The following is a 21,947-nucleotide window of genomic DNA, read 5'->3' on the forward strand; positions in this document are numbered from 1 at the left end:
GGTTCTATCTTTTAAAGGTCTGACTTCAGACAAATGATGCGTTTTGTCTAGTCCCTTTCCGGGAAAAATCGTAACGGGAATCGCACAACTACAGCTCGTATATAGGAGGAACAGCAAATGGCTCAATCATTTAAACGTGTATTTTTGATCGTCATGGACTCCGTAGGAATCGGAGAAGCACCGGACGCTGAACAGTTCGGAGATCTTGGTTCGCATACGCTCGGTCACATCGCGCGTGAACGCAACGGACTCAACATGCCGAACATGGCAAAACTCGGTCTCTCGCATATCGAACCGATCGAAGGTGTCTCAGCTGAAGAAGCACCGCTTGCGGCATACGGAAAAATGCAAGAAGTATCTGCAGGGAAAGATACGATGACAGGACACTGGGAGATCATGGGACTCCGGATTGATACACCATTCCGTGTCTTTGAAAAATTCCCGGATGATTTGATTCATCGCTTAGAAGAGTTCTCAGGACGGAAAATCATCGGGAACAAACCGGCTTCTGGCACGGAAATTCTCGACGAACTCGGACAAGAACATGTTGAGACGGGCGCCTTGATCGTCTATACGTCGGCAGACTCTGTTCTTCAAATCGCAGCACACGAAGAAGTCGTGCCATTAGAAGAATTGTACCGGATTTGTGAATACGCACGTGATATCACACGGGATGACCCGTACATGCTCGGGCGTATCATCGCACGTCCATTCCTTGGCGAAGCAGGAGCGTGGGTCCGGACAGCGAACCGTCACGACTACGCCCTTAAGCCATTCGACCGGACGGTCATGAACGAACTTGAGACGGCAGGACTCGATGTCATCTCACTCGGTAAGATTGCTGATATTTACGATGGAGAAGGTGTCACGGATGCAATCCGTACGAAGTCGAACATGGACGGCATGGATCAGCTCGTGAAACAACTCGATCGTGATTTCAACGGACTTTGCTTCTTAAACCTTGTCGATTTCGATGCGTTGTTCGGACACCGTCGTGATCCGCAAGGCTACGGACAAGCACTCGAAGAGTTCGACGCGCGTCTTCCGGAAGTGTTTGCTCGCTTAAACGAAGACGATCTCTTGATCATCACGGCTGACCACGGAAACGATCCGGTTCATGCTGGGACTGACCATACACGGGAATACGTACCATTGCTTGCCTACCATAAAAATGGTGTTGCAAAACCGCTCGGTATCCGTGAAACGTTCGCTGATCTTGGAGCGACGGTCGCAGAAAACTTCGCCGTCAAGATGCCGGCACATGGAACAAGCTTTTTAACAGAACTATAATTCGAGGGAGCGATTCAGATGACAGTCAACTGGAATGAAACACGTTCGTTTTTAGAAAGCAAGATGCAGGCAAAACCGGAGATCGGATTGATTCTCGGTTCAGGACTGGGTGTCCTCGCGGATGAGATTGAAAACCCGATCGCGATTCCATATCATGAAATCCCGAACTTCCCAGTATCAACGGTCGAAGGACACGCGGGACAACTCGTCTTCGGTACTCTTGAAGGGAAACAAGTCGTTGCGATGCAAGGGCGATTCCACTTCTACGAAGGATATTCGATGGACATGGTCACGTTCCCAGTCCGTGTCATGAAAGCGATCGGTGTCGAGACATTGATCGTCACGAACGCAGCGGGTGCTTGTAACGAAGCGTTCGAACCAGGTGATTTGATGTTGATCACGGATCACATCAACTTCTTCGGTACGAACCCATTGATCGGGAAGAACGTCGATGAGATGGGACCACGTTTCCCGGATATGTCGAAGCCGTATGATGCGGAATTACTTCGTCTCGCACAGGAAACAGCGGACGAGCTCGGAATCCGTGTCCGTCAAGGTGTCTACTTCGGAAACACTGGTCCAACGTATGAGACACCAGCAGAAGTCAAGATGGCACGGATGCTTGGTGGCGACGTCGTCGGTATGTCGACGGTCCCAGAAGTCATCGTTGCCCGTCATTCAGATATGCGAGTCCTTGGGATTTCGTGTGTCTCGAACATGGCAGCAGGTATTCTCGACCAACCGTTACACCACGATGAAGTCATCGAAACGACAGAACGTGTCCGGGCACACTTCCTATCACTCGTTCGCGGTTCGATCAAAAAAATGTAACGACTGTTTATAAAACTCACAAAACACTCCTGAGGAGGAACTAGATTATGCGTATGGTAGATTTGATTGCAACAAAACGAGACGGTGGCGAACTCGCAACAGCTGATATTCAAGCAATGGTAGAAGGATTCACGAACGGTGAGATTCCAGATTACCAAATGTCAGCGATGTCGATGGCGATTTTCTATCAAGGAATGTCAGATCGTGAAATCGCTGATTTGACGATGGCGATGGTCAACTCGGGCGACGTGATCGACCTTTCACGTATCCACGGGAAAAAAGTCGATAAACACTCGACAGGCGGTGTTGGTGACAAGATCAGTCTGATCGTCGCACCACTCGTTGCGTCAATCGGTATTCCGGTTGCGAAGATGAGCGGTCGTGGACTCGGTCATACAGGTGGAACCATCGACAAACTCGAAGCGTTCCCTGGTTTTGACGTCGAGCTTTCTGAAGAAGCGTTCGTCTCACAAGTCAACGACATTAAGATGGCAATCATCGGTCAAACGGGTAACCTAACGCCTGCAGACAAAAAACTCTACGCCCTTCGTGACGTCACGGCGACGGTCAACTCGATCCCATTGATCGCAAGTTCGATCATGTCGAAAAAGATCGCAGCAGGAGCAGACAGCATCGTACTCGACGTCAAGACAGGTTCTGGTGCCTTCATGAAATCGTTTGAAGATGCAAAAGCACTCGCGACAGAGATGGTTTCAATCGGTAAGAGTGTCAACCGTAAAACGGTTGCTGTCATTACAGACATGGATCAGCCGCTCGGCTTTGAAATCGGAAACGCAAACGAAGTCAAGGAAGCGATTGAAGTCCTTCAAGGGAAAGATGTCCGTGACTTGAAAGTCATCGCCTTGACGATTGCATCACACATGGCAGTCCTCGGTGATTTCTACCCGACATTCGACGAAGCATATGCGGATCTCGAAACACGTCTCGGTAACGGAGCAGCACTTGACGTCTTCAAGAAGTTCATCGCAGCTCAAGGTGGCGACGCGTCACTCGTTGACGACATGACAAAAGCACTTGAAACGAAATACGAAAAAACATTCGTCGCTTCAAAAGCAGGTTATGTCTCTGAAATCATCGCTGACGAAGTCGGTGTTGCAGCAATGATCCTCGGTGCAGGACGCGCGACGAAAGCAGATGAGATCGATCACGCAGCAAGCGTTACGTTGCACAAGAAAGTCGGCGACCGTGTCGAAGTCGGCGATGTCATCGCAACACTTCGTTCAAACAAAGAAACACTCGATCAAGCAATCGAAAAAATGGACCATGCGTACCACATCAGTGAAACGAGACCGGCAGAACGTCCGCTCGTTCACGCTGTTATCCAGTAAGCAATCCAATCAACAATACTTGAGTAGTGGACGTCGTCCGCTACTCTTTTTTTATGATAAAATTGTAAGTGTAAAAATATGGGAGGGGACTATATGAAACGTTGGATAATCGGGATTGCCAGTCTAATTGGAGTCATCGGAGGTAGTGCCTTATTGATGACGTTCGCTTTTACACAGGACATGAACTCGGATGGAACGAAAGAGACTGAAGTACAGCGGAAAGCAAAAACTTACTTAGAACAGCATCTTCCGGAAGCGAAGGTGACCGGTAGTCTTTACGACAACATGGGCAATTTTCCATTTGAATATGCCGCACGCGCGATAGACGAAAAAACGAATACTGAGTTTTTCGTCTATCAACAAGAGGAGTCGGGGAGGTTCGTTGACTCGTATCACGCGTCACTTTGGGAAGATCGGTTAGAGCGACGGATCCCGTCGCCGACTCTCGAACAACTGAACAATCAATTGAGCGTGACCGTACTTTATGACAACGATAAAATACAGCAGCTAGGTGACGCGCGTTTTGATTCAAAGGCTTATTTACGGAAGGAAGTCGCTCCGACGCTCTTAGTGGACGTTCCACGCAAGCGACACGAACAGGATAAAGCGCAGGTCACAGCGTGGGCAAAGTCGTTGCGCGAACAAAAGATTCTTCAACACATGACAGTCAAGGTCGATTATGTTTCGGAAAAAGGAGAATTGCTTGAGAACGGAGATTCGCTCTTCGTAAAGCTGTGAGATGGATGGAAAAATGAGAGTACGCGGTTCCTCTTCGATTTGTTATACTGGAAATACTTGTAATGAAAAAGGGGGAACTCTCATGAAACCACCACGCTTACAAAAAGGGGATAAGATTGCCATCGTCTCGCCGGCGTCTGCTGTCGCAGCATACGTACCGCGTCGTCTCGCCCGCGGTATCGCAACACTTGAAAAAATGGGCTTCGAGGTCGTCTTAATGCCGAACGCAACGGCTGTTCATAGTCATACGGCAGGAACGATCGGGGAACGGCTGCAAGATTTACATATGGCGTTCGCAGATCCGTCAATCAAGGCAATCATCTCGACGATCGGTGGGTTTAATTCACACCAGCTACTCGACGAACTCGATTATGAATTGATCCGGAACAATCCGAAGATTTTCGTAGGTTACAGCGATATCACGGCACTGTTTGCGGGCATCTATCAGCAGACAGGACTGACGACGTTCGTTGGACCCGCGCTGCTGACGCAGTTCGGTCAATTCGATGGTCTTGATCCGTATACGGAAGAATCGTTCAAACGTACATTCATGCAGACGGAGCCAATCGGTCGGATCGAAGCGTCTGAGGAGTGGACAGATGAGGTTTTACGCTGGGATGTCGCGGACGACCGAAGACGAGAACATCAAGTGAACGCAGGATACACGATCATTAAGACGGGCGTCGCAGAAGGTCCGATTCTAACGGGGAACACGGGAACACTTTTACTGCTTGCTGGAACTCCATACTTGCCATCGTTTGACGGTGTCGTTTTGATGCTTGAGGATGACGAAAGTGAGACACCAGAAACGATTGACCGGTATTTCACGCAATTGCGACACATGGGTGCGTATGACAAGATTGCGGCACTCGTCGTCGGACGCTTCCCGCGAAAAGTCGATTTTGACCCGGACTTCCCGCTCAAGGACATCATTCTGCGCGCGACGCGGGGCTATGATTTCCCGATCATTCTCGATGCGGACTTCGGGCATACGGATCCCGTCACGACACTCGCGAATGGAGTGCGGATTCGTGTCGAAGCAACGGATTCGGTGACACTCGATGTGTTAGAGGCAGCCGTCGAGTAAAAAGGTCTGCACGACGCCCTGAAATTTGGTACACTGTACCATGGAATCACGATCTTGAATCGTGACGAATCTCCTGCTGAAAAGCACGAAAGGTTGGTCAAACATGCAAAAAACTGGTCATATCTTATTAGAAGATGGAAATAAAATCGAATTCGAACTGTTCAACGATGAAGCACCGATCACGACTGAAAACTTCGAAAACCTTGCAAACTCGAACTTCTACGATGGATTGAACTTCCACCGTGTCATCCCAGGCTTCGTCTCACAAGGCGGATGCCCAATCGGTAACGGTACAGGCGGTTCAGGAAAAACGATTCCTTGTGAAACGTCAACATCATACCCACACAAACACAAAGCGGGTTCACTCTCGATGGCACACGCTGGTCGTAACACAGGATCAAGCCAATTCTTCATCGTACACGAGCCACAACCGCACCTCGATGGCGTACACACGGTCTTCGGACAAGTGACTTCAGGTCTCGAACATGCACAAAAAATGAAGCAAGGCGCTGGCATCAAAGAAATCCGCGTCGAAGCGTAAGTTCTTGCTCCTCTTCGAACGTTCGAAGAGGAGTTTTTCTTTTTTTAGAACCGGGTACAATCAGTAATGGAACTCAACTCGAAAAGGAGTGTTTGTCATGCGTTTAGAAGGAAAACGAATCATCCAAGTCGTCAGCAATGACTTCGAGGATTTAGAATTATGGTATCCAGTCCATCGCTTACGTGAAGAAGGCGCAATCGTCGACATCGTCGGTGAGAAAGCAGATGAAACATATATCGGGAAGTACGGTGTCCCAATCAAATCGAATAAGACGTTCGATGAGATCAATCCAGCAGAATACGATGCGATTCTTGTTCCAGGTGGTTGGTCGCCCGATCTGTTACGCCGCTTTGACTCTGTTTTAAACATGGTGCGTCATTTTGACCAGAACAAACAACCGATCGGCCAAATCTGCCACGCTGGTTGGGTGCTGATCTCTGCCGGCATCTTAAAAGGTGTCAACGTCACGAGTACGCCAGGGATCAAGGATGACATGACGAATGCGGGTGCGATTTGGCATGATGAAGCTGTCGTCGTCGACGGACATATCGTCTCGAGTCGTCGTCCACCCGATCTACCAGACTACATGCGTGCCTTCATCCAAGTGATGGAAGAACAAGCGTGATTCAGATGCAGGGGACGTCACGTGACAGTCTCCTGCATTTTTAGTGGATTATGAAAAAAATGCAGTAATTCTGTGTGAGAAGGTGTAGAATGAATGAGTCTCAGTCGTTCATGCTCCTGAGAGTTGTTGAAATTAGGAAGGTGTAGAATCACATGCTAGTAAAATATAAGAAGTTGAATGAACGGACCGCGATGGGGCTGATCGCCTTTTCGTGCGAAGTGAAGGATCCGAAGTATTTGCTTGAAACGGTTCAAGCCTATGAACAGGAAGAAGACCAACGCTTGTATTTGTACAAACAAGATGAGGATTTCGTCGGTGTCATCGGGTTTCAATTAATGGATGGCCATGCTGAATTGAAACATATCGCCTTATCACCGTCTTTCCGTGGAGAACGGATGTCGTATCTCCTACTCGATGAAGCAGCCAAGCTTCTGCGAACGGATATTACGGGTGCGACCGAAGAGACGCAACGCCTCGTCGACAAATGGAAAAATCAATAAAAAGACCGGTCCATGGCTCAGATGGACCGGTCTCTTCGGTTTTGTAGCGCTTCTTGTCGTGCCGTGACGACATCCGTACGATCGCGTAAACGGTGTTTATGTGTCACATAGTCAAGATCAGGTGCTGTCGCTTCAAGTGCGACGGCTCGGATGACGTCCGAGAAGACAGGTAACGGGATGTGTCGATAAACCTTATCCGTAAAATGGTCGCAATGATCGAGCAAATATGAGACGTCGATCCCGGACGCAATCAGTGATGCCCGGTGACGTTCGATTTTATCGAATGCTTTTGCATATGTCCGCTGTGCCCCAGTCGTATTTCCGCGGCGGTGATGATAGCGGGCGACGGCCAGTTGGATCAGACCGACAAGCGCCTCGTCCTGGCGTTGTCCTTCTTGCCAGACTTCCTCTAAGATTTCATGGCACTCGAAGTAATCGTGCCGAATGTTGAATTCAAATACGAATCGCTCGATTGGATTCATGGAATCACCTCTTCCTTTGAATATAACATAGTCGAACCCATCCGTTGTATGGTATACTAAGGCGCAAAAAACGTTGATGGGCAGGGAGAATCATGGAATCATACAGTGTAAAGATGGATGCGTTTGAAGGCCCGCTGGACTTGCTGTTACACTTGGTTGGTAAATTAGAAATCGATATTTATGATATATCCGTTTCCATGGTGACGGATCAATATGTGTCCTATATCCGTGCGATGCAGCATCTTGAACTAGATGTTGCTAGTGAATATCTTGTCATGGCAGCGACGCTGTTGCAACTGAAAAGCAAACAACTCTTGCCGATCGAACAGACGGAATACGATGAGATTCCTGATTTCGAGGAAGAACCGACGCGAGAAGGTCTGATTCAACAGTTGATCGAGTATAAAGCGTACAAGGAAGCAGCACTCGTCCTGAAAGAAAAGGAAGAGGCACGCCTTGAGCTGTTCTCGAAACAACCAGAGGATTTGATGCGTTATCTCGATACGGATGCACAAGAGTATAACGGTACGTTATCACTGAGTGATTTACTACGTGCCTATGAAAAAATGCGCCAACGGGAAGCCTGGAAGGTGCGTCGTTCGAAGACGGTCAAACGGGAAGAACGTTCACTCGAGCAACAGATGGAGTCCGTTGCCCGGTACGTCGCGACCCGTGAGCGGACGACATTCTTCGGCTTTTTTGCGGAGCAACCGACGGTCGAAGAACTAGTCGTCAGCTTCCTCGCTGTTCTAGAACTCGTGAAGCAACGGGTCATTGATTGTGAACAGATGACCGATGATATCCTATTGCGGAGCATGGTGAAGGAGGAGAGTCAGATTGGCGTATGAACAAATCATTGAGAGCCTGTTATTCGTCGTCGGAGACGATGGGATCGATCCACGTGGTCTCAGTCAAGCACTAGAAATCAGTGAAGCGGCAGCACGTGAACAGTTGCTGGCTCTTCAAACGACATTCGAAACAGAGCAGCGTGTGTTGCAAATCGTGGAGTCGGGTGGTGTCTTTAAGATGGTGACACGAAAAGAAATGTCGCCATATATTCAGGCATATGCCGGTTCGCTCGCAGAAGATTCCTTGTCTCGAGCAGCGATGGAGACACTCGTCATCATCGCATACAAACAACCCGTCACACGTGCTGACATCGAAGTCGTTCGTGGTGTGAAGACGGAGCGTGTCATCCATACGTTAAGTGCAAAAGGTTTGATTGAAGAGGCGGGACGCGCCAAAGGCGTTGGTCGCGCGAAATTGTATAAAACGACGGATCATTTCTTGGACCATTTTGGTCTGAACAGTATTGAAGAGTTGCCGCCACTCGAATTCGAAGAAACGTTCGAATCGGATGGAGATCTCTTCTTCCGAAATGATCCTTCATTAGAGGAGAGAGTGAATTAATGGAACGGTTACAAAAAATCATCGCACAAGCAGGTGTCGCTTCGCGGCGTAAAGCAGAGGAATTGATCACAGCAGGTCGCGTCAAGGTCAACGGAAAAGTCATTAAGGAGCTTGGAACGAAAGTCGGAGCACGTGCGGAAGTCGAAGTAGACGGTGTGAAGCTCGAACGTGAAGAACACGTCTACTACATGCTCTATAAACCAACAGGTGTCGTTTCGACGGTTGAAGACGATAAAGGACGTAAGACGGTCGTTGATCTCGTACCACCCGGACACCGTGTCTTCCCAGTCGGTCGACTCGACTACAATACGAGCGGTCTTCTTTTAATGACGAATGACGGTGAATTCTCGAACCTCTTGCTTCACCCGAAATATAAGGTACCGAAGCGCTACATCGTCAAAATCAAAGGTGTACCAGAATACTTCCACGTCAAAGGTCTTGAAAAAGGTGTCGTCTTACCGGATGGTTTCAAGACAGGTAAAGCCCGTGTCGAAATGCGCGATATCGATAAGAAGAAAAACACAGCGATTCTTGAAATGGTCATCTACGAGGGACATAACCGCCAAGTTCGTCAAATGGTCGAGACACTCGGTTCAGAAGTCTTGAAGTTGAAACGTGAACAGTTCGGTTTCTTGACACTGGCAGGTCTTACTTCTGGCGAGTGGCGTGAACTTTCAAAAAAAGAAGTCAATCAATTGCGTGAGCTAGCGGATCCAGCCGCTCCACCTACGAAAAGACGTAAGAACACAAAAAAACGTTAATTTGTAAAGCGAGAAGCTCATCCTCCGGGTTGAGTTTTCTTTTTTTGTGACAAAACGATTAACGAATTTCACATTTTGTCAACGGTAAAGCGATTTCAAGTACAATATGGGTGGAGGCGGTAAAATATGAAAAAAACGAAACAAAATCCGGAAGAACGCTTAGCAGCGGCCCAGCAAAAAAAGAAGAAACGCTCCTTCTGGCGTCTAATGATCATGACGATCGTCTTGTTCGCCGGAGCAGTCGTCATCATGCAATTCGTCGATCAAGCGACACGTGATAAAAACGGTCGTGTCATGGCAGGCGATGATGCCCCTGGTTTCGCACTCGTCGATCTATATGGTGAGAAACAGCACTCGATGGACGAGTACAAAGGAAAAGGACTTTTACTCAATTTCTGGGGAACATTCTGTGAACCATGTAAGAAAGAGATGCCATTGATCAATGACAACTATCAGATGATGCAAGACCAAGGCGTCAATTTCGTAGCGGTCAATGTCGGTGAAACACCAGTTCGTGTCTCAAGCTTCATCAAGGATATTGGCGGAACGGACTATCCGATTCTCATGGATACGAACAGTTCGGTCGAGAAGGCTTACGGGATCTACAACTTACCTGTGACGTTCATCATCAATAAAAAAGGTGAAGTCGTCGAGAAGTATGAAGGTGAGATTGATCAAGCGAAGCTCGAAGAGATGGTGAAGAAGGCGAACGAGTAACGCATCGAAGGGGGATTTAAGGATGCAGGAGCAAGAAGATTTCAAACAACTGGACATGCGTTACGAGGAAGCGGAGCTTCGATCGAAACGTAAAAATCCATCTTGGATCGACCGGGCATGGACGTTCTTCTCGTCTGTCAAGGTCGGGTTGTGGCTGATCGGGTTGATCATCATCGCGAGTGGGGTCGGTACGATCTTCCCGCAAGAGATGTATATTCCACAGGCAACACCACCAGAAGAGTTTTACCAAAAGGAATACGGCACAGCAGGTGACATCTACTATACGTTAGGATTCCATAATCTATTTGAATCATGGTGGTATATCGGATTAATCACGCTTTTATTACTCTCGATCATCATCGTGTCGATTGACCGATTCTTCCCGCTCTACCGAGCACTGAAGAAACAACCGGTCATCCAGTCGGACCGTTTCATGAACGGTCAGCGATTTGGCGCGGAAGCGACTGGCGATATCAAAAAAATCGATGCGATCGCACCATTGCTTGAGAAAAAAGGTTATAAAGTCCGTCGACAAGACGGAGCACTCTTAGCGGAAAAGCAACGGTTCGGACGATGGGGTCCATACATCAATCATATCGGACTCGTCTTATTCTTCGGTGGTGCGATGCTTCGAGTCGTACCAGGGATGCACGAAGATGAATTGCTTTGGCTCCGCGAAGGAGAGACGTTGCCGATCGAAGCGACGGACAACCAGTACTACTTGAAAAATGAAGCGTTCAACATCGAGTTCTATGATCCTGAGAAGGTCGATGAGAAGTTCAAGAAATCACTTGAAGCAGCAGGCGGAAACGTACCAAAGAACTATGATACGAAGATGACGCTGTACAAGAAAGTCGGTGAAACATCCGATTTCAAACCGAAGCTTGAAGAAATCAAGTCAGGTGAGACGGCAGTCAACCGCCCATTCGAATTCGATGATTATCAAGTCTTCCAGGAACAGTACGCGGCAGATCCGGAATTCAAGACGATGTCGTTTAATATCGTCAACCAGAAAACGGACAAAGTCGTCGATACGATCAAGGTCGACTTGCGTGATCCGAAAGAAACATATGCTTTAAAAGATGGATATGAAGTCGAACTGAAGGACTTCCTTCCGGACTTCGTCGTCAAAGATGGTCAGCCAACGACGAACTCGGGACGTCCAGTCAATCCTGCCTTCGTCTTCAGTATCAAGTCACCTGAACACCCGAAAGGTGAGCGGAGTTTGATTGGGATCAAACTGAACGTTGGTGGAGATGAGAACCAGTACAAAATGGCATTCGCCGGTACGGAACTCTCAAACATCTCGGGTGTCCGGATTAAAAAAGATCTGACGCTCCCGTTCCTGTTTGCAGGTGGTATCATCTTCATGGCAGGCCTATTGATCGGAATGTACTGGCCGCACCGTCGTCTCTGGTTACGTGAGAAGAACGGTCGCATCCAGATTGCTGGATTTACGAACAAAAATGCATTGGGGCTTCAAAAAGAAGCTAATCTCGCGTTGACGGAAGTCGGTCTACCAGAACTTGAGGATCGACAAAAGTTGCGGGAAGAGGGGGAAGCTAAATGAATTTGCTTCAGTTGAGCAGTAACCTGCTCCTTACATCATTCATCGTCTACCTCGTCAGTACAGGATTCTTCGCTGTAGCGACGAGTGGTAAAAAAGGACCGACGCGTTCTGGTAAGATCGCCTATACGCTCGCGATCATCGGTTTCCTCGCGCAGCTCGGATATTTCTTCACGCGCTGGGCTGGAGCTGGGCATGTTCCAGTCTCGAACTTATATGAATACACGACATTCTTCGGCATGATGATGGTGCTTGGTTTCTTGATTGTTTATGCCATCTACAAAAACAATGTTCTTGGCTTGATTGCGATGCCAGTTGCATTGCTCGTCATCGCCTATGCGTCGATGTTCCCGGATGAAGTCCAACCGTTGATCCCAGCACTACAAAGTGTTTGGCTCAAAATCCACGTCACGACGGCAGCGCTCGGCGAAGGGATTCTTGCCGTCAGCTTCGCGACGGGTTTACTGTATCTGATTCACGCGACAGATTTCAGCAAGGAATCGAAAACTCGGACGTGGCTTGAAGTCGTCATGTTCTCGCTCGCATGTGTTGTCGGTTACATCTTAGTTGGGCTGTTGTTCAAAGCGACAGGTTCTGCGTCGACGATCGAATACGTTGCGAAAAACGGTGCAACGATGACGCATGACTATGTCATGCCAGTCTTGACAGGTCCTGAAGGCGGAAAAGTCTTATCGGGTTCAGGTGCCGTCATCGAATTACCAAACTTCTTGAACGCGAACAAAGTCAATACGGTCTTATGGTCGATCATTGGCGGTGTCGTCTTATACGTCTTGCTTCGCTTCGTCATTCTTCGCAAGCGTCTTGCTGAAAGCTTGAAGCCGATTGCGCGTAAGATTGATCTTGAGACAGCAGATGAGATCAGCTATCGTTCTGTTGCGATTGGTCTTCCAATCTTCATCCTGGGCGGTCTGATCTTCGCGATGATCTGGGCGCAAATGGCATGGAGCCGTTACTGGGGCTGGGATCCGAAAGAGGTATGGGCACTCATTACGATGCTCTTCTACGTCTTTTATCTCCATATGCGCATCCAGCGTGGTTGGATTGGTAAAAAATCAGCTTGGTTATGTGTCGGCGGATTTGCCGTCATCATGTTCAACCTTGTCTTCGTTAACCTTGTCGTAGCGGGATTACACTCGTACGCATAAGAAAAAGCAAGCAGCGGACCCGGAAACGGTCCGCTGCTTTTTCGTGTGCGTCTGACCGAAGTGTGCCTTTTCGGAGAAATCAGCCAGAGCAAGCCATTCTTTTCGTTTCATAGTATACTAAAAGAGTAGTAGGATAGAGGAGTAGAGTTTAGTTTATAGGAGGAGACAGCATGTCAGAAGAAGCACGTATTTTAGTCGTCGACGATGAAGAACGGATTCGTCGCCTGTTGAAGATGTATCTGGAGCGGGAAAATTTCACGATCGAGGAAGCAGACAATGGAGAGACGGCGCTTGAAATGGCGCTTGAGACAGAATACGATGTCATTCTCCTCGACTTGATGATGCCGAAGATGGACGGGATGCAAGTCTGTGAAGAACTGCGGAAAACGAAAGCGACACCAATCGTCATGTTGACGGCAAAAGGCGAAGAGACGAACCGCGTCCATGGGTTTGAGATGGGGGCAGATGATTATATCGTCAAACCATTCAGTCCACGCGAAGTCGTCTTGCGTGTCAAAGCGATCCTTCGCCGGGCAAGTGCGACGAAATTCCTCCACACGGATGCGAAAACAAAAGATGTCATCGTCTTCCCACACTTGACGATCGACAATGATGCGCACCGCGTGACGGTCGAATCGCAAGAAGTCAATTTAACACCAAAAGAATACGAACTCCTGTATTTCTTAGCAAAACAAACGGACAAGGTATTCTCGCGGGAACAATTACTCAAGGAAGTCTGGAACTATGAATTTTTCGGAGATCTACGGACAGTCGATACACACGTCAAACGTCTGCGTGAAAAGCTGAATCGTTTGTCTCCGAACGCCGCTCAAATGATCACGACGGTCTGGGGTGTCGGATACAAGTTCGAGAATAGTCCGACCTGACGATGAAATGGTTGCAAAGCGTTGTCATCAAACTATGGGGAACGATTCTGTTACTCGTTTCGGTCGTCTTGATCGCCTTGACGATCTTGTTACTTGAATTTTTCAACTCGTTCCATATCGAACAGGAACGGGGGCACCTGGCAAAGCTCGGTCAACAAGTCGAGACCGTCTTTCAGGCGCACTCCGGCATCGAGGAAGGATCGAGTACTGCGGTTGAAATCACGGATATCTACGGGGCGACACTGATCGCAAAGACGCAGGACGATTCCGTCGAAGCGAACATCTCACAAGCGAAGGCGAACCGGATCATCAAGGAACTTGAACGTCAGAACTGGAAAGCGATTGATGGTGAAGAAGGCGAAACAGCGATCGGCAACTATGAGACGTTCGATGGAAAGGCGGCACTCGCATATCGGGCACCGCTCATTACGGACAGTGGCAATGGAACGATCTACTTGATCGAGCAATTGACGAACATCGAGCAGGCGAATGAAGGCGCACGTCAAATCATTCAACTCTGTGTCCTGTTAGCGATCATCGGGACGACCGTCTTTGCCTTCTTCCTCTCGACACGGATCACGGCACCACTGCGAACGATTCGTCAAGCTGTCGTTGAGGCCGGTGAAGGAAAGTTCGATCAGAGCCTGACGCAACGTTCACGGGATGAGATCGGTGACTTAGCGCTTGCGTTCAACGAAATGAGTAGTCAACTCAATCAATACGTCACGGATCTCGACAAGGAGCGGCATTTACTCTCCTCGATTCTGCGCTGTATGGCAGACGGCGTGCTGACGTTCTCGAAATCAGGTGAGCTCCTCGCGACGAATCCACCAGCTGAAGCCTTTTTGGCAGGTTCTCCCGTACCGGATGAACTGATTGAACTGTTCCAGACGGTCATGCGTGAAGAGACGGAGATGACGGTCTCCTTCGAACGAGAGGGACGCTTCTACATCATCATCGTCAGTCCGTTACTCGAACAAGAAGAACAGATCGGAGCGGTCGCCGTTCTGCGTGATATGACGGAAGCACAGCAACTCGAGAAGATGCGCGCTGATTTCGTCGCGAACGTCAGTCATGAACTGCGGACTCCACTCGTCATGTTGCAAGGGTACTCTGAAGCGATTGTCGATGGGATGACCGAAAGTGACGAGGCGACGAAGGAATTCGCTTCGATCATCTACGACGAGTCCCAGCGACTGTCGAGACTCGTTAACGATCTTCTTGATCTTGCGCGCATGGAAGCGGGATATCAGGAGTTACGGATTGAATCCGTCGAAGCCATACCTTTTGCGAAGCGGGTGATCAAGAAGTTCAAACAGATGGGACGCGATAAACAGGTTACCTTCTCGGTTTCTGGTCCGAACATCGCGTTTGAAGCAGACGCTGATCAGATGGAGCAAGTCTTGACGAACCTCCTCGGTAACGCCCTGCGTTATACGGAGAACGGTGAAATCAAGATTAAGATTGATGAAGATAGGGAAAACATTACATTATCCGTCATTGATTCGGGTGACGGAATTCCAGAAGAAGATCTACCGTTCGTCTTTGACCGTTTTTATAAAGCGGATAAAGCGCGGACACGTGGCAAGACGGGTACAGGAATCGGTCTTGCGATCGTGGCGAATGTCGTCCGAGCTCATGGTGGTGAAGTCGAAGTCGACAGCCGCTTGGGAGAGGGTGCGACATTCCGGATCCGATTACCGAAAAAACAAGGGAAGCGAACATTATGAGTCGCTTCCTTTCGCTATAGGAGTGAATGAAAAATGAAAATTTACACGAAGTCTGGTGACGAAGGAGAAACATCTCTCGTTGGTGGGAGAGTCAAAAAAAATGATCGGTTGATCAGCTTGATGGGAGAACTCGACGAATTAAATAGTTTCGTCGGACTTGCCCGGACGAAAGCATCATCAATCGAGGTGCGTGAGCAACTGACAGTGATCCAGCACGCGTTATTCGATTGTGGCAGTGACTTGATGTATGTCGAGCCGCGCCCGTCACGTTTGAGTCAAGAAGCGACGGTTGATTTAGAAAGTTGGATTGACACGTTAACGGAGTTATCACCGCCGCTCGATAAGTTCATCTTGCCTGGTGGAACGGAAGCAGCTGCAACGTTACACGTGGCACGGACGGTCTGTCGTCGCGTTGAACGTTCGATGATCGATGTTCCTCAAGCGGCTCATTTGTTACCGTTCATCAACCGACTCAGTGACTTCTTCTTTACAGCAGCCCGTTACGAGAATGCCGTCAAACAAAAAGCAGATATTGAATATGTCCGTAGTGCGCATGTATTCAAACGAAAGGATGGAGAGCAATGAGTCAGTCATTTAGCACATGGAAAAAGGAAGGAACGAGCTATCATCTCGTTCCGACCGATAAATTCAAGACGACGACGATTCTCGTCACATTTTCAGCACCGTTAGAAGCGAAGACGCTGACAAGCCGTGCAATCCTACCGTACATCATGGAAAAATCGACAGCCGCTTATCCGTCGATGAAAGCGTTACGTGAGCCGCTTGAAACACTATATGATGCGGGACTTTATGCGGACGCGTCGAAGTTCGGAGAAGAGCATGTCATCTCATTCCAACTCGATGTCGTCCGGGGAGAACTCGTCCATCATCCGTCGTTGTTAAAAGAAGCACTCGAATTGCTTGAGCAGATGGTGCTGTATCCAGATTTGACGGAAGGTGGCTTCCGTGAACAGTTCGTCAAACAAGAAAAACGATTGCATGCCTTACGGATCAGTTCATTATATGATGATAAAATGCGCTATGCACAGCAACGTCTTCTTGAATTAATGGCACCAGGTGAAGCCGTCGCGTTGCCATCGCTTGGAACACTCGAAGAACTCGAACAGATCACCCCGTCATCCTTGCGTGATACATATCGTTCGATGATCGAAGACGACCGGATTGATGTCTTCGTCGTCGGACATGTGACGAAGGAGAAGATGGAAGACGCGTTGTCCTTCTTGCCATCGCATTCTGAAAAGATCAGTCATTACATTCCGGCTCAAAAAACAGTCAATGGTGTGAAACGGTCGAGCGAAACACAACCGATCAAACAAGGTAAATTGCATCTTGGTTACCGGGTAGCGGTCGATCCGACATCCGCTGACTCGATTCGGATGCAAATCGTCAATGGTCTGTTCGGTGGCTTCCCGCATTCAAAACTGTTCATGAATGTCCGTGAAAAAGAGAGTCTCGCGTATTATGCGGCTTCACGATACGCGGCATTGAACAGTGCACTCTATGTTTATGCAGGAGTCGACACGAAAGAAGCGGAACGTGCCGAGAAGATCATCTTGGAACAACTCGTTGATTTGAAAGCAGGACAGTTCACGGATGAAGAATTGACACAGACGAAGGCGATGTTGATTAATGCACGCCGTCAAATCCTTGATCAGCCAGGTCAGTTGATTGGTTGGTTGAATGGTTCGAAGATGCGTGGACTGACACTGGAAGATGAGATTCATATCATTGAAACGGCGACACGTGAAGACGTCGTTCGATTAGCAGCGGCAATCGATCTTGATGCCGTATATCTATTGCGAGGTGAAGCATGATGGAACAACTGACCTATCACGATACAGACGAAACGGTATACCACGAGCAGCTCGATAACGGCTTATCCGTCTATTTGTTGCAAAAAAAAGGATACGAAAAGACGTATGCGACGTTTACGACGCGTTATGGTTCGATTGATCAACGATTCAAAAAAGGCGAGGAATGGATCACGGTACCGGACGGCATCGCCCATTTCCTCGAGCATAAGATGTTCGAATCTGAAAAAGGGGACGTCTTCCAAGAGTTCGGTCGTCTCGGTGCCTCTGCGAACGCCTTTACCTCGTTCTCGCGGACAGCGTATTTGTTCTCAGCGACGTCGCTGATCGAACAAAACCTCGAGACGTTGATCGATTTCGTACAAGATCCCTACTTCACGCCGGAAAGCGTTGAAAAAGAGAAGGGGATCATCACGCAAGAAATCCAGATGTATCAAGATAATCCGGGATGGCGCCTGTTCTTCGGTCTGATCGAATCAATGTATGCATCGCATCCGGTCCGGATCGATATCGCGGGAACTCCGGAATCAATCAATCAAATCACAGCCGATGACTTGTACACGTGCTACCGTACGTTCTATCATCCATCGAACATGGTATTGTTCGTCGTCGGAAATATCGATCCGGAAGAGACACTAGCATTGATCAAGGCGAATCAGGCGAAGAAAGACTATACGGATCGCCCGGCAATCGAACGAGATTACGGTCAAGAGCCGCATGGCGTACATCGTCCACGTTTTGAACTCGAGCTCGACGTTAAGACACCAAAGGTATTGATCGGTTACAAGGACGAATCGCTTCGCGGCGAGGCACAAGTCCGCCGTGAGTTAACGAGTGAACTACTGTTACATCTCTTGTTCGATCAGACATCATCGACGTATTTGGAACTGTACGAAGACGGTCTGATTGACGATACGTTCAGCTTTGATTACTCGAGTGAGGAAGAGTTCGCCTTTGCGACGTTTGGAATGGAAACGGAAGATCCAGATAAATTCATCCAAGCGTATGAGACACTCCTGCAAACACGACCGAATTTTACGGAAGACGAAGTCACACGCAAGCGGAACATGATGCAAGGAAAGTTCCTCCGTGCCTTGAATTCACCGGAATTCATCGCGAATCAGTTCTCGCGTCACGCACTTGCCGGTACGAACCTGTTCACGCTTCCAACGTTGATTGCTTCGATTACGAAAGAAGAGATTGAAGCTCGTTTTGACGAGTTATTCGCCATTGAAAACCGAGCGATCTCAATCGTCAAACCGTACGCGTGATGCGAATCCTCATCACCGGTGCGAGTGGTTCCATTGGTCTTGCGGCAGCAAAACAACTCGCTGCCGCCGGACATGAATTGGTGCTTCAGACGTATCGACAGCAAGCTGTTTTAGAACGGATGATAGAGGAGTGGCAAGGCGAGCACCACATCCTGACTGCGAACTTAGCAGACGAGGAGGACTTGCAGGCATTTTGTGCGTCATTACCTGTCGTCGATGCCTTCGTCCATTGTGCCGGAACGAGTTATAGCGGTCTGTTGCTCGATCAATCGGCAACATCCATGCACGAACTTTGGAAAATCCATGTCGAGGCATTGATGCGCATCAGCCAAACCGTAACACGGACGAAACCGTTCACGTCGAAGCTTGCGATCGTCGTCATCAGTAGTGTACTAGGGGAACAAGGTGTCGCGGGTGAGGTCGTCTATTCGACGTGCAAGGCGGCACAGCTCGGATTCGTCAAGGCATACAGCAAGGAACTTGGACCAATGCACGGACGTATCAACGCGATTACGCCGGGGTGGATCGATACGCCGATGAACGCGATTTTCTCGGAAGATGAAAAGGAACAAGCGATCGCTGAAATCCCTGTCGGTCGATTCGGAAAAGCAGAGGAAGTGGCTTCTGCCATCCGTTACTTAGTGCAACCCGAATCAAGTTATGTGTCGGGAGCCATCCTTAAAATAGATGGCGCGTGGATGTAGGTGATGGAATTTCAGTTCAGGAATGCTTTTCATTTTTCAAAAAATCATTTAACATGAGGAATGGATAATCGTATTGATAGAGGAGGATGGGCGCGTGAGTGAGTTCGAGCAATGGTATCTCGAATATGAATTAAAGGTCAACCGTCCCGGTATACTCGGGGACATTGCTTCGTTGATGGGAATGTTACATATTTCGATCGTAACGATCAATGGTGTCGATCATCAACGACGCGGTATGTTGCTCCAAACGAAACAACCGGATCAAATTCCACGACTCGCCGCTATTCTCAAGACGATGTCAACCATAGAGGTCATCAAACTACGAAAACCAAAACTACGCGACCGAATCGCGATTCGTCACGGGCGCTATATCGATCAAAGCAGTGATGAACGAAAGACGTTCCGCTTCGTTCGGGAAGACTTAGGGATTCTCGTCGATTTCATGGCAGAGCTATGTAAACAGGATGGGCACTTGTTGATTGGTGTCCGCGGCATGCCACGCGTCGGTAAGACGGAATCGATCGTCGCAGCGAGTGTCAGTGCGAATAAGAAATGGCTGTTCCTATCGTCGACGTTGATTAAACAGACGGTTCGAACATCGTTGTTCGATGATGAGCGGACGGGTGATTACGTCTACATCATCGATGCGTTAGTGTCACAACGTAATTTCGATGAGCGACACTGGCAAATCCTGCGTGAAGTCATGCGTCTACCGGCGACGAAGATTGTCGAACATCCGGATGCGTTCGTCAAATCCAGTGAGTATACGTGGGATGATTTTGATTACATCATTGAATTACGCAACACGACTGAAGAAATCATTGTGACTGAACTGCCTCGTTCCCATGGTGGAAATGATTGGTTCAACTTTGAATAAGTATGAAAAATGGAAGGTGTGTTACCGATGACCGAGCTCGGAACCTACTTAAAAGAACAACGGGAGGCACTTGGTGTCTCTCTCGAACAAATTCAAACGACGACGAAGATTCAAAAGCGTTACATCGTCGCGATCGAAGAAGGAAATTATGATCAATTGCCGGGTGCTTTTTACGCCCGGGCCTTCATCAAGACATATGCGGAAGCACTCGGTCTTGACGTCGATGAAGTCTTTACGACCTATAAACGTGATCTTCCGGAACCGGAAGCACAACCGGTCGTCGAACTGTCACGACGCGCGACGTATTCGAAATCAAGTGCTCCGAAGAAGAGCGTTGCGAAGCGTTGGATTCCGAACATCATCATCATCGTGCTAATCTTTGCAATCGGTGCTGCCTTGTATTATGGTCTGCAGACGTTCCTCGACGGTAACGAAGAGGCGAAGACGTCCGCACCGAAGCAAAATGATGTCACGATCGATCAAGGGGACGCGCCAAGTAAAGAGACGGATGCGCCTGCGAAGACGGAAGAAGAGCCGAAGGAAGAACCGGCGAAGCAGGAAGAAACAAAAGAAGAACCTAAAAAAGAGGCACTTGCTGCGAAGTCGACATCTGGTCAAGATGTCACGTATGAAGTCGCAACGAAAGATACGATGAGTGTCTCGATTCAAATCAAGAAAGATGCCTCTCCGTCGCCATTCGTTGGTGTACGTGATACATCACTTGAAGGAGAAGCACTCGCGCCAGACCACATCAACGCATCGGATCCGAATCCGATCGTCGTGAAGGACGCGAAGACGGACTTGATCCGCATCCGGATCGGTTCGATTAAAGGGATTGATAAAATCGTCGTCAATGACCAAGAACTGAAACTGAACCGTTCGCTTCTCGTCCAAAACATCTATCTAAAGAAAGTAGCCACGCCGTAAAACGGCGTGCCTTCTTTTAGATGGCATGTCATTTACATATGAAATGAAGGAGGAGGGCGTTACATGAACTTACCGAATCAATTGACAGTATTACGCGTTTTATTAATTCCCGTGTTCGTCATCGTACTTGCGATTGATCCGAACTGGGGACAGTGGGATGTGTTGGGAGCTGAGCTTCCCGTCTCACACTTCGTTGCAGCTATCATCTTCCTTGTTGCTTCACTGACGGACTGGCTCGATGGTTATATCGCTCGCAAACAAAAATTAGTAACGAACTTTGGAAAATTCATGGATCCACTTGCCGACAAGATGTTAGTCGCTGCTGCTCTTGTCTACTTGGTGGAACTTGGATTCGTCGCAGCATGGATCGTCGTCATCATTCTCTGTCGAGAGTTCGCAGTCACGGGTCTTCGTCTCGTCGCATCTGACGAAGGGATCGTCCTTGCTGCCGGAAACTCTGGCAAAGCCAAGACATGGGTTCAGCTGACATCGATCACGGCATATTTGTTGCACGATATCATCTTTGCGATGTGGAACATTCCGTTCGCAGATATTACGATGTGGCTTGCTTTGATCTTGACGATCTATTCGGGCGTCGAATATTTCTCGAAAAACATTAAGTTAATTACGAAATCCATGTAAGATGGATCAATTT

General features: G+C 48.5%; 24 protein-coding genes. 23 read left to right on the forward strand and 1 reads right to left on the reverse strand.

The features are described 5' to 3' along the window. Positions 1 to 117: 117 nt before the first annotated feature. From deoB to K7G97_RS05485, 8 genes are all read left to right on the forward strand, one after another. Positions 118 to 1,290: a phosphopentomutase gene (gene deoB / locus K7G97_RS05450; protein WP_023467677.1), complete on the forward strand. Its 1,173-nt coding sequence runs from the start codon at positions 118 to 120 to the stop codon at positions 1,288 to 1,290. Positions 1,291 to 1,308: 18 nt separating this feature from the next. Further along, complete coding sequence (locus tag K7G97_RS05455; protein ID WP_029341181.1) at positions 1,309 to 2,121, forward strand: purine-nucleoside phosphorylase; 813 nt, start codon at positions 1,309 to 1,311, stop codon at positions 2,119 to 2,121. Between the two features lie 47 nt (positions 2,122 to 2,168). After that, a complete protein-coding gene (locus tag K7G97_RS05460) occupies positions 2,169 to 3,470 on the forward strand; it encodes a pyrimidine-nucleoside phosphorylase (RefSeq protein WP_223041554.1) in 1,302 nt (433 codons plus the stop codon). A 93-nt stretch (positions 3,471 to 3,563) separates the two neighbouring features. Beyond that, positions 3,564 to 4,208 (forward strand): hypothetical protein, encoded by a 645-nt coding sequence (locus K7G97_RS05465; protein WP_064300236.1) that lies wholly within the window; start codon positions 3,564 to 3,566, stop codon positions 4,206 to 4,208. Between the two features lie 82 nt (positions 4,209 to 4,290). Beyond that, on the forward strand, positions 4,291 to 5,295 hold the full coding sequence (locus K7G97_RS05470; RefSeq protein WP_223041555.1) for a S66 family peptidase: 1,005 nt from the start codon (positions 4,291 to 4,293) through the stop codon (positions 5,293 to 5,295). Between the two features lie 103 nt (positions 5,296 to 5,398). Next, a complete protein-coding gene (locus K7G97_RS05475; RefSeq protein ID WP_023467682.1) occupies positions 5,399 to 5,836 on the forward strand; it encodes a peptidylprolyl isomerase in 438 nt (145 codons plus the stop codon). Between the two features lie 97 nt (positions 5,837 to 5,933). Beyond that, positions 5,934 to 6,461 carry a type 1 glutamine amidotransferase domain-containing protein gene (locus K7G97_RS05480; protein ID WP_035398198.1) on the forward strand — a complete coding sequence of 176 codons (528 nt, stop codon included), beginning with the start codon at positions 5,934 to 5,936 and terminating at the stop codon, positions 6,459 to 6,461. 152 nt (positions 6,462 to 6,613) lie between these two features. Beyond that, positions 6,614 to 6,961, forward strand: coding sequence for a GNAT family N-acetyltransferase (locus tag K7G97_RS05485; RefSeq protein WP_023467684.1), 348 nt, complete (start codon positions 6,614 to 6,616; stop codon positions 6,959 to 6,961). Between the two features lie 17 nt (positions 6,962 to 6,978). On the opposite strand, the gene K7G97_RS05490 is transcribed toward K7G97_RS05485, so the two are convergent. Beyond that, the gene (locus tag K7G97_RS05490) at positions 6,979 to 7,443 is read right to left on the reverse strand and encodes a DUF309 domain-containing protein (RefSeq protein ID WP_223041556.1); all 465 of its coding nucleotides are present in this window, start codon (positions 7,441 to 7,443) and stop codon (positions 6,979 to 6,981) included. Positions 7,444 to 7,535: 92 nt separating this feature from the next. On the opposite strand from K7G97_RS05490, the gene K7G97_RS05495 reads away from it, so the two are divergent. The 15 genes from K7G97_RS05495 (at position 7,536) to pgsA (ending at position 21,934) form a co-directional block, all read left to right on the forward strand. Continuing rightward, positions 7,536 to 8,291, forward strand: a complete 756-nt coding sequence (locus K7G97_RS05495; protein ID WP_023467686.1) for a segregation/condensation protein A — start codon at positions 7,536 to 7,538, stop codon at positions 8,289 to 8,291. Continuing rightward, positions 8,281 to 8,853, forward strand: a complete 573-nt coding sequence (gene scpB / locus K7G97_RS05500; protein WP_223041557.1) for an SMC-Scp complex subunit ScpB — start codon at positions 8,281 to 8,283, stop codon at positions 8,851 to 8,853. The genes K7G97_RS05495 and scpB overlap by 11 nt, the downstream gene beginning before the upstream one ends. Next, positions 8,853 to 9,614 carry a pseudouridine synthase gene (locus K7G97_RS05505; RefSeq protein WP_223041558.1) on the forward strand — a complete coding sequence of 254 codons (762 nt, stop codon included), beginning with the start codon at positions 8,853 to 8,855 and terminating at the stop codon, positions 9,612 to 9,614. The genes scpB and K7G97_RS05505 overlap by 1 nt, the downstream gene beginning before the upstream one ends. A 126-nt stretch (positions 9,615 to 9,740) precedes the next feature. Further along, complete coding sequence (gene resA / locus K7G97_RS05510; protein ID WP_023467689.1) at positions 9,741 to 10,331, forward strand: thiol-disulfide oxidoreductase ResA; 591 nt, start codon at positions 9,741 to 9,743, stop codon at positions 10,329 to 10,331. A gap of 22 nt (positions 10,332 to 10,353) precedes the next feature. Beyond that, entirely contained in the window at positions 10,354 to 11,901 is a 1,548-nt protein-coding gene (resB, locus tag K7G97_RS05515; RefSeq protein WP_262415801.1) for a cytochrome c biogenesis protein ResB, read from the forward strand. Further along, positions 11,898 to 13,064: a c-type cytochrome biogenesis protein CcsB gene (ccsB, locus tag K7G97_RS05520; RefSeq protein WP_316499710.1), complete on the forward strand. Its 1,167-nt coding sequence runs from the start codon at positions 11,898 to 11,900 to the stop codon at positions 13,062 to 13,064. Before resB ends, ccsB begins: the two co-directional genes overlap by 4 nt. 170 nt (positions 13,065 to 13,234) lie before the next feature. Continuing rightward, positions 13,235 to 13,951 (forward strand): response regulator transcription factor, encoded by a 717-nt coding sequence (locus K7G97_RS05525; protein WP_023467692.1) that lies wholly within the window; start codon positions 13,235 to 13,237, stop codon positions 13,949 to 13,951. Between the two features lie 2 nt (positions 13,952 to 13,953). Further along, positions 13,954 to 15,681, forward strand: a complete 1,728-nt coding sequence (locus K7G97_RS05530) for an ATP-binding protein (RefSeq protein ID WP_223041559.1) — start codon at positions 13,954 to 13,956, stop codon at positions 15,679 to 15,681. 33 nt (positions 15,682 to 15,714) lie between these two features. Further along, positions 15,715 to 16,266: a cob(I)yrinic acid a,c-diamide adenosyltransferase gene (locus tag K7G97_RS05535; RefSeq protein WP_029341191.1), complete on the forward strand. Its 552-nt coding sequence runs from the start codon at positions 15,715 to 15,717 to the stop codon at positions 16,264 to 16,266. Beyond that, a complete protein-coding gene (gene yfmF / locus K7G97_RS05540) occupies positions 16,263 to 17,516 on the forward strand; it encodes an EF-P 5-aminopentanol modification-associated protein YfmF (protein WP_223041560.1) in 1,254 nt (417 codons plus the stop codon). The genes K7G97_RS05535 and yfmF overlap by 4 nt, the downstream gene beginning before the upstream one ends. After that, the gene (gene yfmH / locus K7G97_RS05545; RefSeq protein WP_262415802.1) at positions 17,513 to 18,784 is read left to right on the forward strand and encodes an EF-P 5-aminopentanol modification-associated protein YfmH; all 1,272 of its coding nucleotides are present in this window, start codon (positions 17,513 to 17,515) and stop codon (positions 18,782 to 18,784) included. Before yfmF ends, yfmH begins: the two co-directional genes overlap by 4 nt. Further along, positions 18,784 to 19,488 (forward strand): elongation factor P 5-aminopentanone reductase, encoded by a 705-nt coding sequence (ymfI, locus tag K7G97_RS05550; protein ID WP_223041561.1) that lies wholly within the window; start codon positions 18,784 to 18,786, stop codon positions 19,486 to 19,488. Before yfmH ends, ymfI begins: the two co-directional genes overlap by 1 nt. Positions 19,489 to 19,582: 94 nt before the next feature. Beyond that, positions 19,583 to 20,365 (forward strand): DUF3388 domain-containing protein, encoded by a 783-nt coding sequence (locus K7G97_RS05555; protein WP_023467698.1) that lies wholly within the window; start codon positions 19,583 to 19,585, stop codon positions 20,363 to 20,365. A gap of 9 nt (positions 20,366 to 20,374) precedes the next feature. After that, entirely contained in the window at positions 20,375 to 21,292 is a 918-nt protein-coding gene (locus K7G97_RS05560; protein WP_244290109.1) for a helix-turn-helix domain-containing protein, read from the forward strand. 63 nt (positions 21,293 to 21,355) lie between these two features. Then, positions 21,356 to 21,934, forward strand: coding sequence for a CDP-diacylglycerol--glycerol-3-phosphate 3-phosphatidyltransferase (gene pgsA, locus K7G97_RS05565; RefSeq protein ID WP_023467700.1), 579 nt, complete (start codon positions 21,356 to 21,358; stop codon positions 21,932 to 21,934). The last annotated feature ends 13 nt before the right edge of the window (positions 21,935 to 21,947 follow it).

Origin of the sequence: Exiguobacterium acetylicum (genome assembly GCF_019890935.1) — a bacterium.
Taxonomy (GTDB): domain Bacteria; phylum Bacillota; class Bacilli; order Exiguobacteriales; family Exiguobacteriaceae; genus Exiguobacterium_A; species Exiguobacterium_A abrahamii.

Coding starts and splice junctions, on each gene's coding strand:
- K7G97_RS05525 (WP_023467692.1), top strand. CDS start 13,235: ATGTCAGAAGAAGCACGTATTTTAGTCGTCGACGATGAAGAACGGATT.
- resA (WP_023467689.1), top strand. CDS start 9,741: ATGAAAAAAACGAAACAAAATCCGGAAGAACGCTTAGCAGCGGCCCAG.
- K7G97_RS05465 (WP_064300236.1), top strand. CDS start 3,564: ATGAAACGTTGGATAATCGGGATTGCCAGTCTAATTGGAGTCATCGGA.
- K7G97_RS05460 (WP_223041554.1), top strand. CDS start 2,169: ATGCGTATGGTAGATTTGATTGCAACAAAACGAGACGGTGGCGAACTC.
- K7G97_RS05560 (WP_244290109.1), top strand. CDS start 20,375: ATGGAAGGTGTGTTACCGATGACCGAGCTCGGAACCTACTTAAAAGAA.
- ymfI (WP_223041561.1), top strand. CDS start 18,784: ATGCGAATCCTCATCACCGGTGCGAGTGGTTCCATTGGTCTTGCGGCA.
- deoB (WP_023467677.1), top strand. CDS start 118: ATGGCTCAATCATTTAAACGTGTATTTTTGATCGTCATGGACTCCGTA.
- K7G97_RS05505 (WP_223041558.1), top strand. CDS start 8,853: ATGGAACGGTTACAAAAAATCATCGCACAAGCAGGTGTCGCTTCGCGG.
- K7G97_RS05455 (WP_029341181.1), top strand. CDS start 1,309: ATGACAGTCAACTGGAATGAAACACGTTCGTTTTTAGAAAGCAAGATG.
- K7G97_RS05495 (WP_023467686.1), top strand. CDS start 7,536: ATGGAATCATACAGTGTAAAGATGGATGCGTTTGAAGGCCCGCTGGAC.
- pgsA (WP_023467700.1), top strand. CDS start 21,356: ATGAACTTACCGAATCAATTGACAGTATTACGCGTTTTATTAATTCCC.
- K7G97_RS05470 (WP_223041555.1), top strand. CDS start 4,291: ATGAAACCACCACGCTTACAAAAAGGGGATAAGATTGCCATCGTCTCG.
- yfmF (WP_223041560.1), top strand. CDS start 16,263: ATGAGTCAGTCATTTAGCACATGGAAAAAGGAAGGAACGAGCTATCAT.
- yfmH (WP_262415802.1), top strand. CDS start 17,513: ATGATGGAACAACTGACCTATCACGATACAGACGAAACGGTATACCAC.
- K7G97_RS05530 (WP_223041559.1), top strand. CDS start 13,954: ATGAAATGGTTGCAAAGCGTTGTCATCAAACTATGGGGAACGATTCTG.
- ccsB (WP_316499710.1), top strand. CDS start 11,898: ATGAATTTGCTTCAGTTGAGCAGTAACCTGCTCCTTACATCATTCATC.
- K7G97_RS05480 (WP_035398198.1), top strand. CDS start 5,934: ATGCGTTTAGAAGGAAAACGAATCATCCAAGTCGTCAGCAATGACTTC.
- resB (WP_262415801.1), top strand. CDS start 10,354: ATGCAGGAGCAAGAAGATTTCAAACAACTGGACATGCGTTACGAGGAA.
- K7G97_RS05535 (WP_029341191.1), top strand. CDS start 15,715: ATGAAAATTTACACGAAGTCTGGTGACGAAGGAGAAACATCTCTCGTT.
- K7G97_RS05490 (WP_223041556.1), bottom strand. CDS start 7,443: ATGAATCCAATCGAGCGATTCGTATTTGAATTCAACATTCGGCACGAT.
- K7G97_RS05475 (WP_023467682.1), top strand. CDS start 5,399: ATGCAAAAAACTGGTCATATCTTATTAGAAGATGGAAATAAAATCGAA.
- K7G97_RS05485 (WP_023467684.1), top strand. CDS start 6,614: ATGCTAGTAAAATATAAGAAGTTGAATGAACGGACCGCGATGGGGCTG.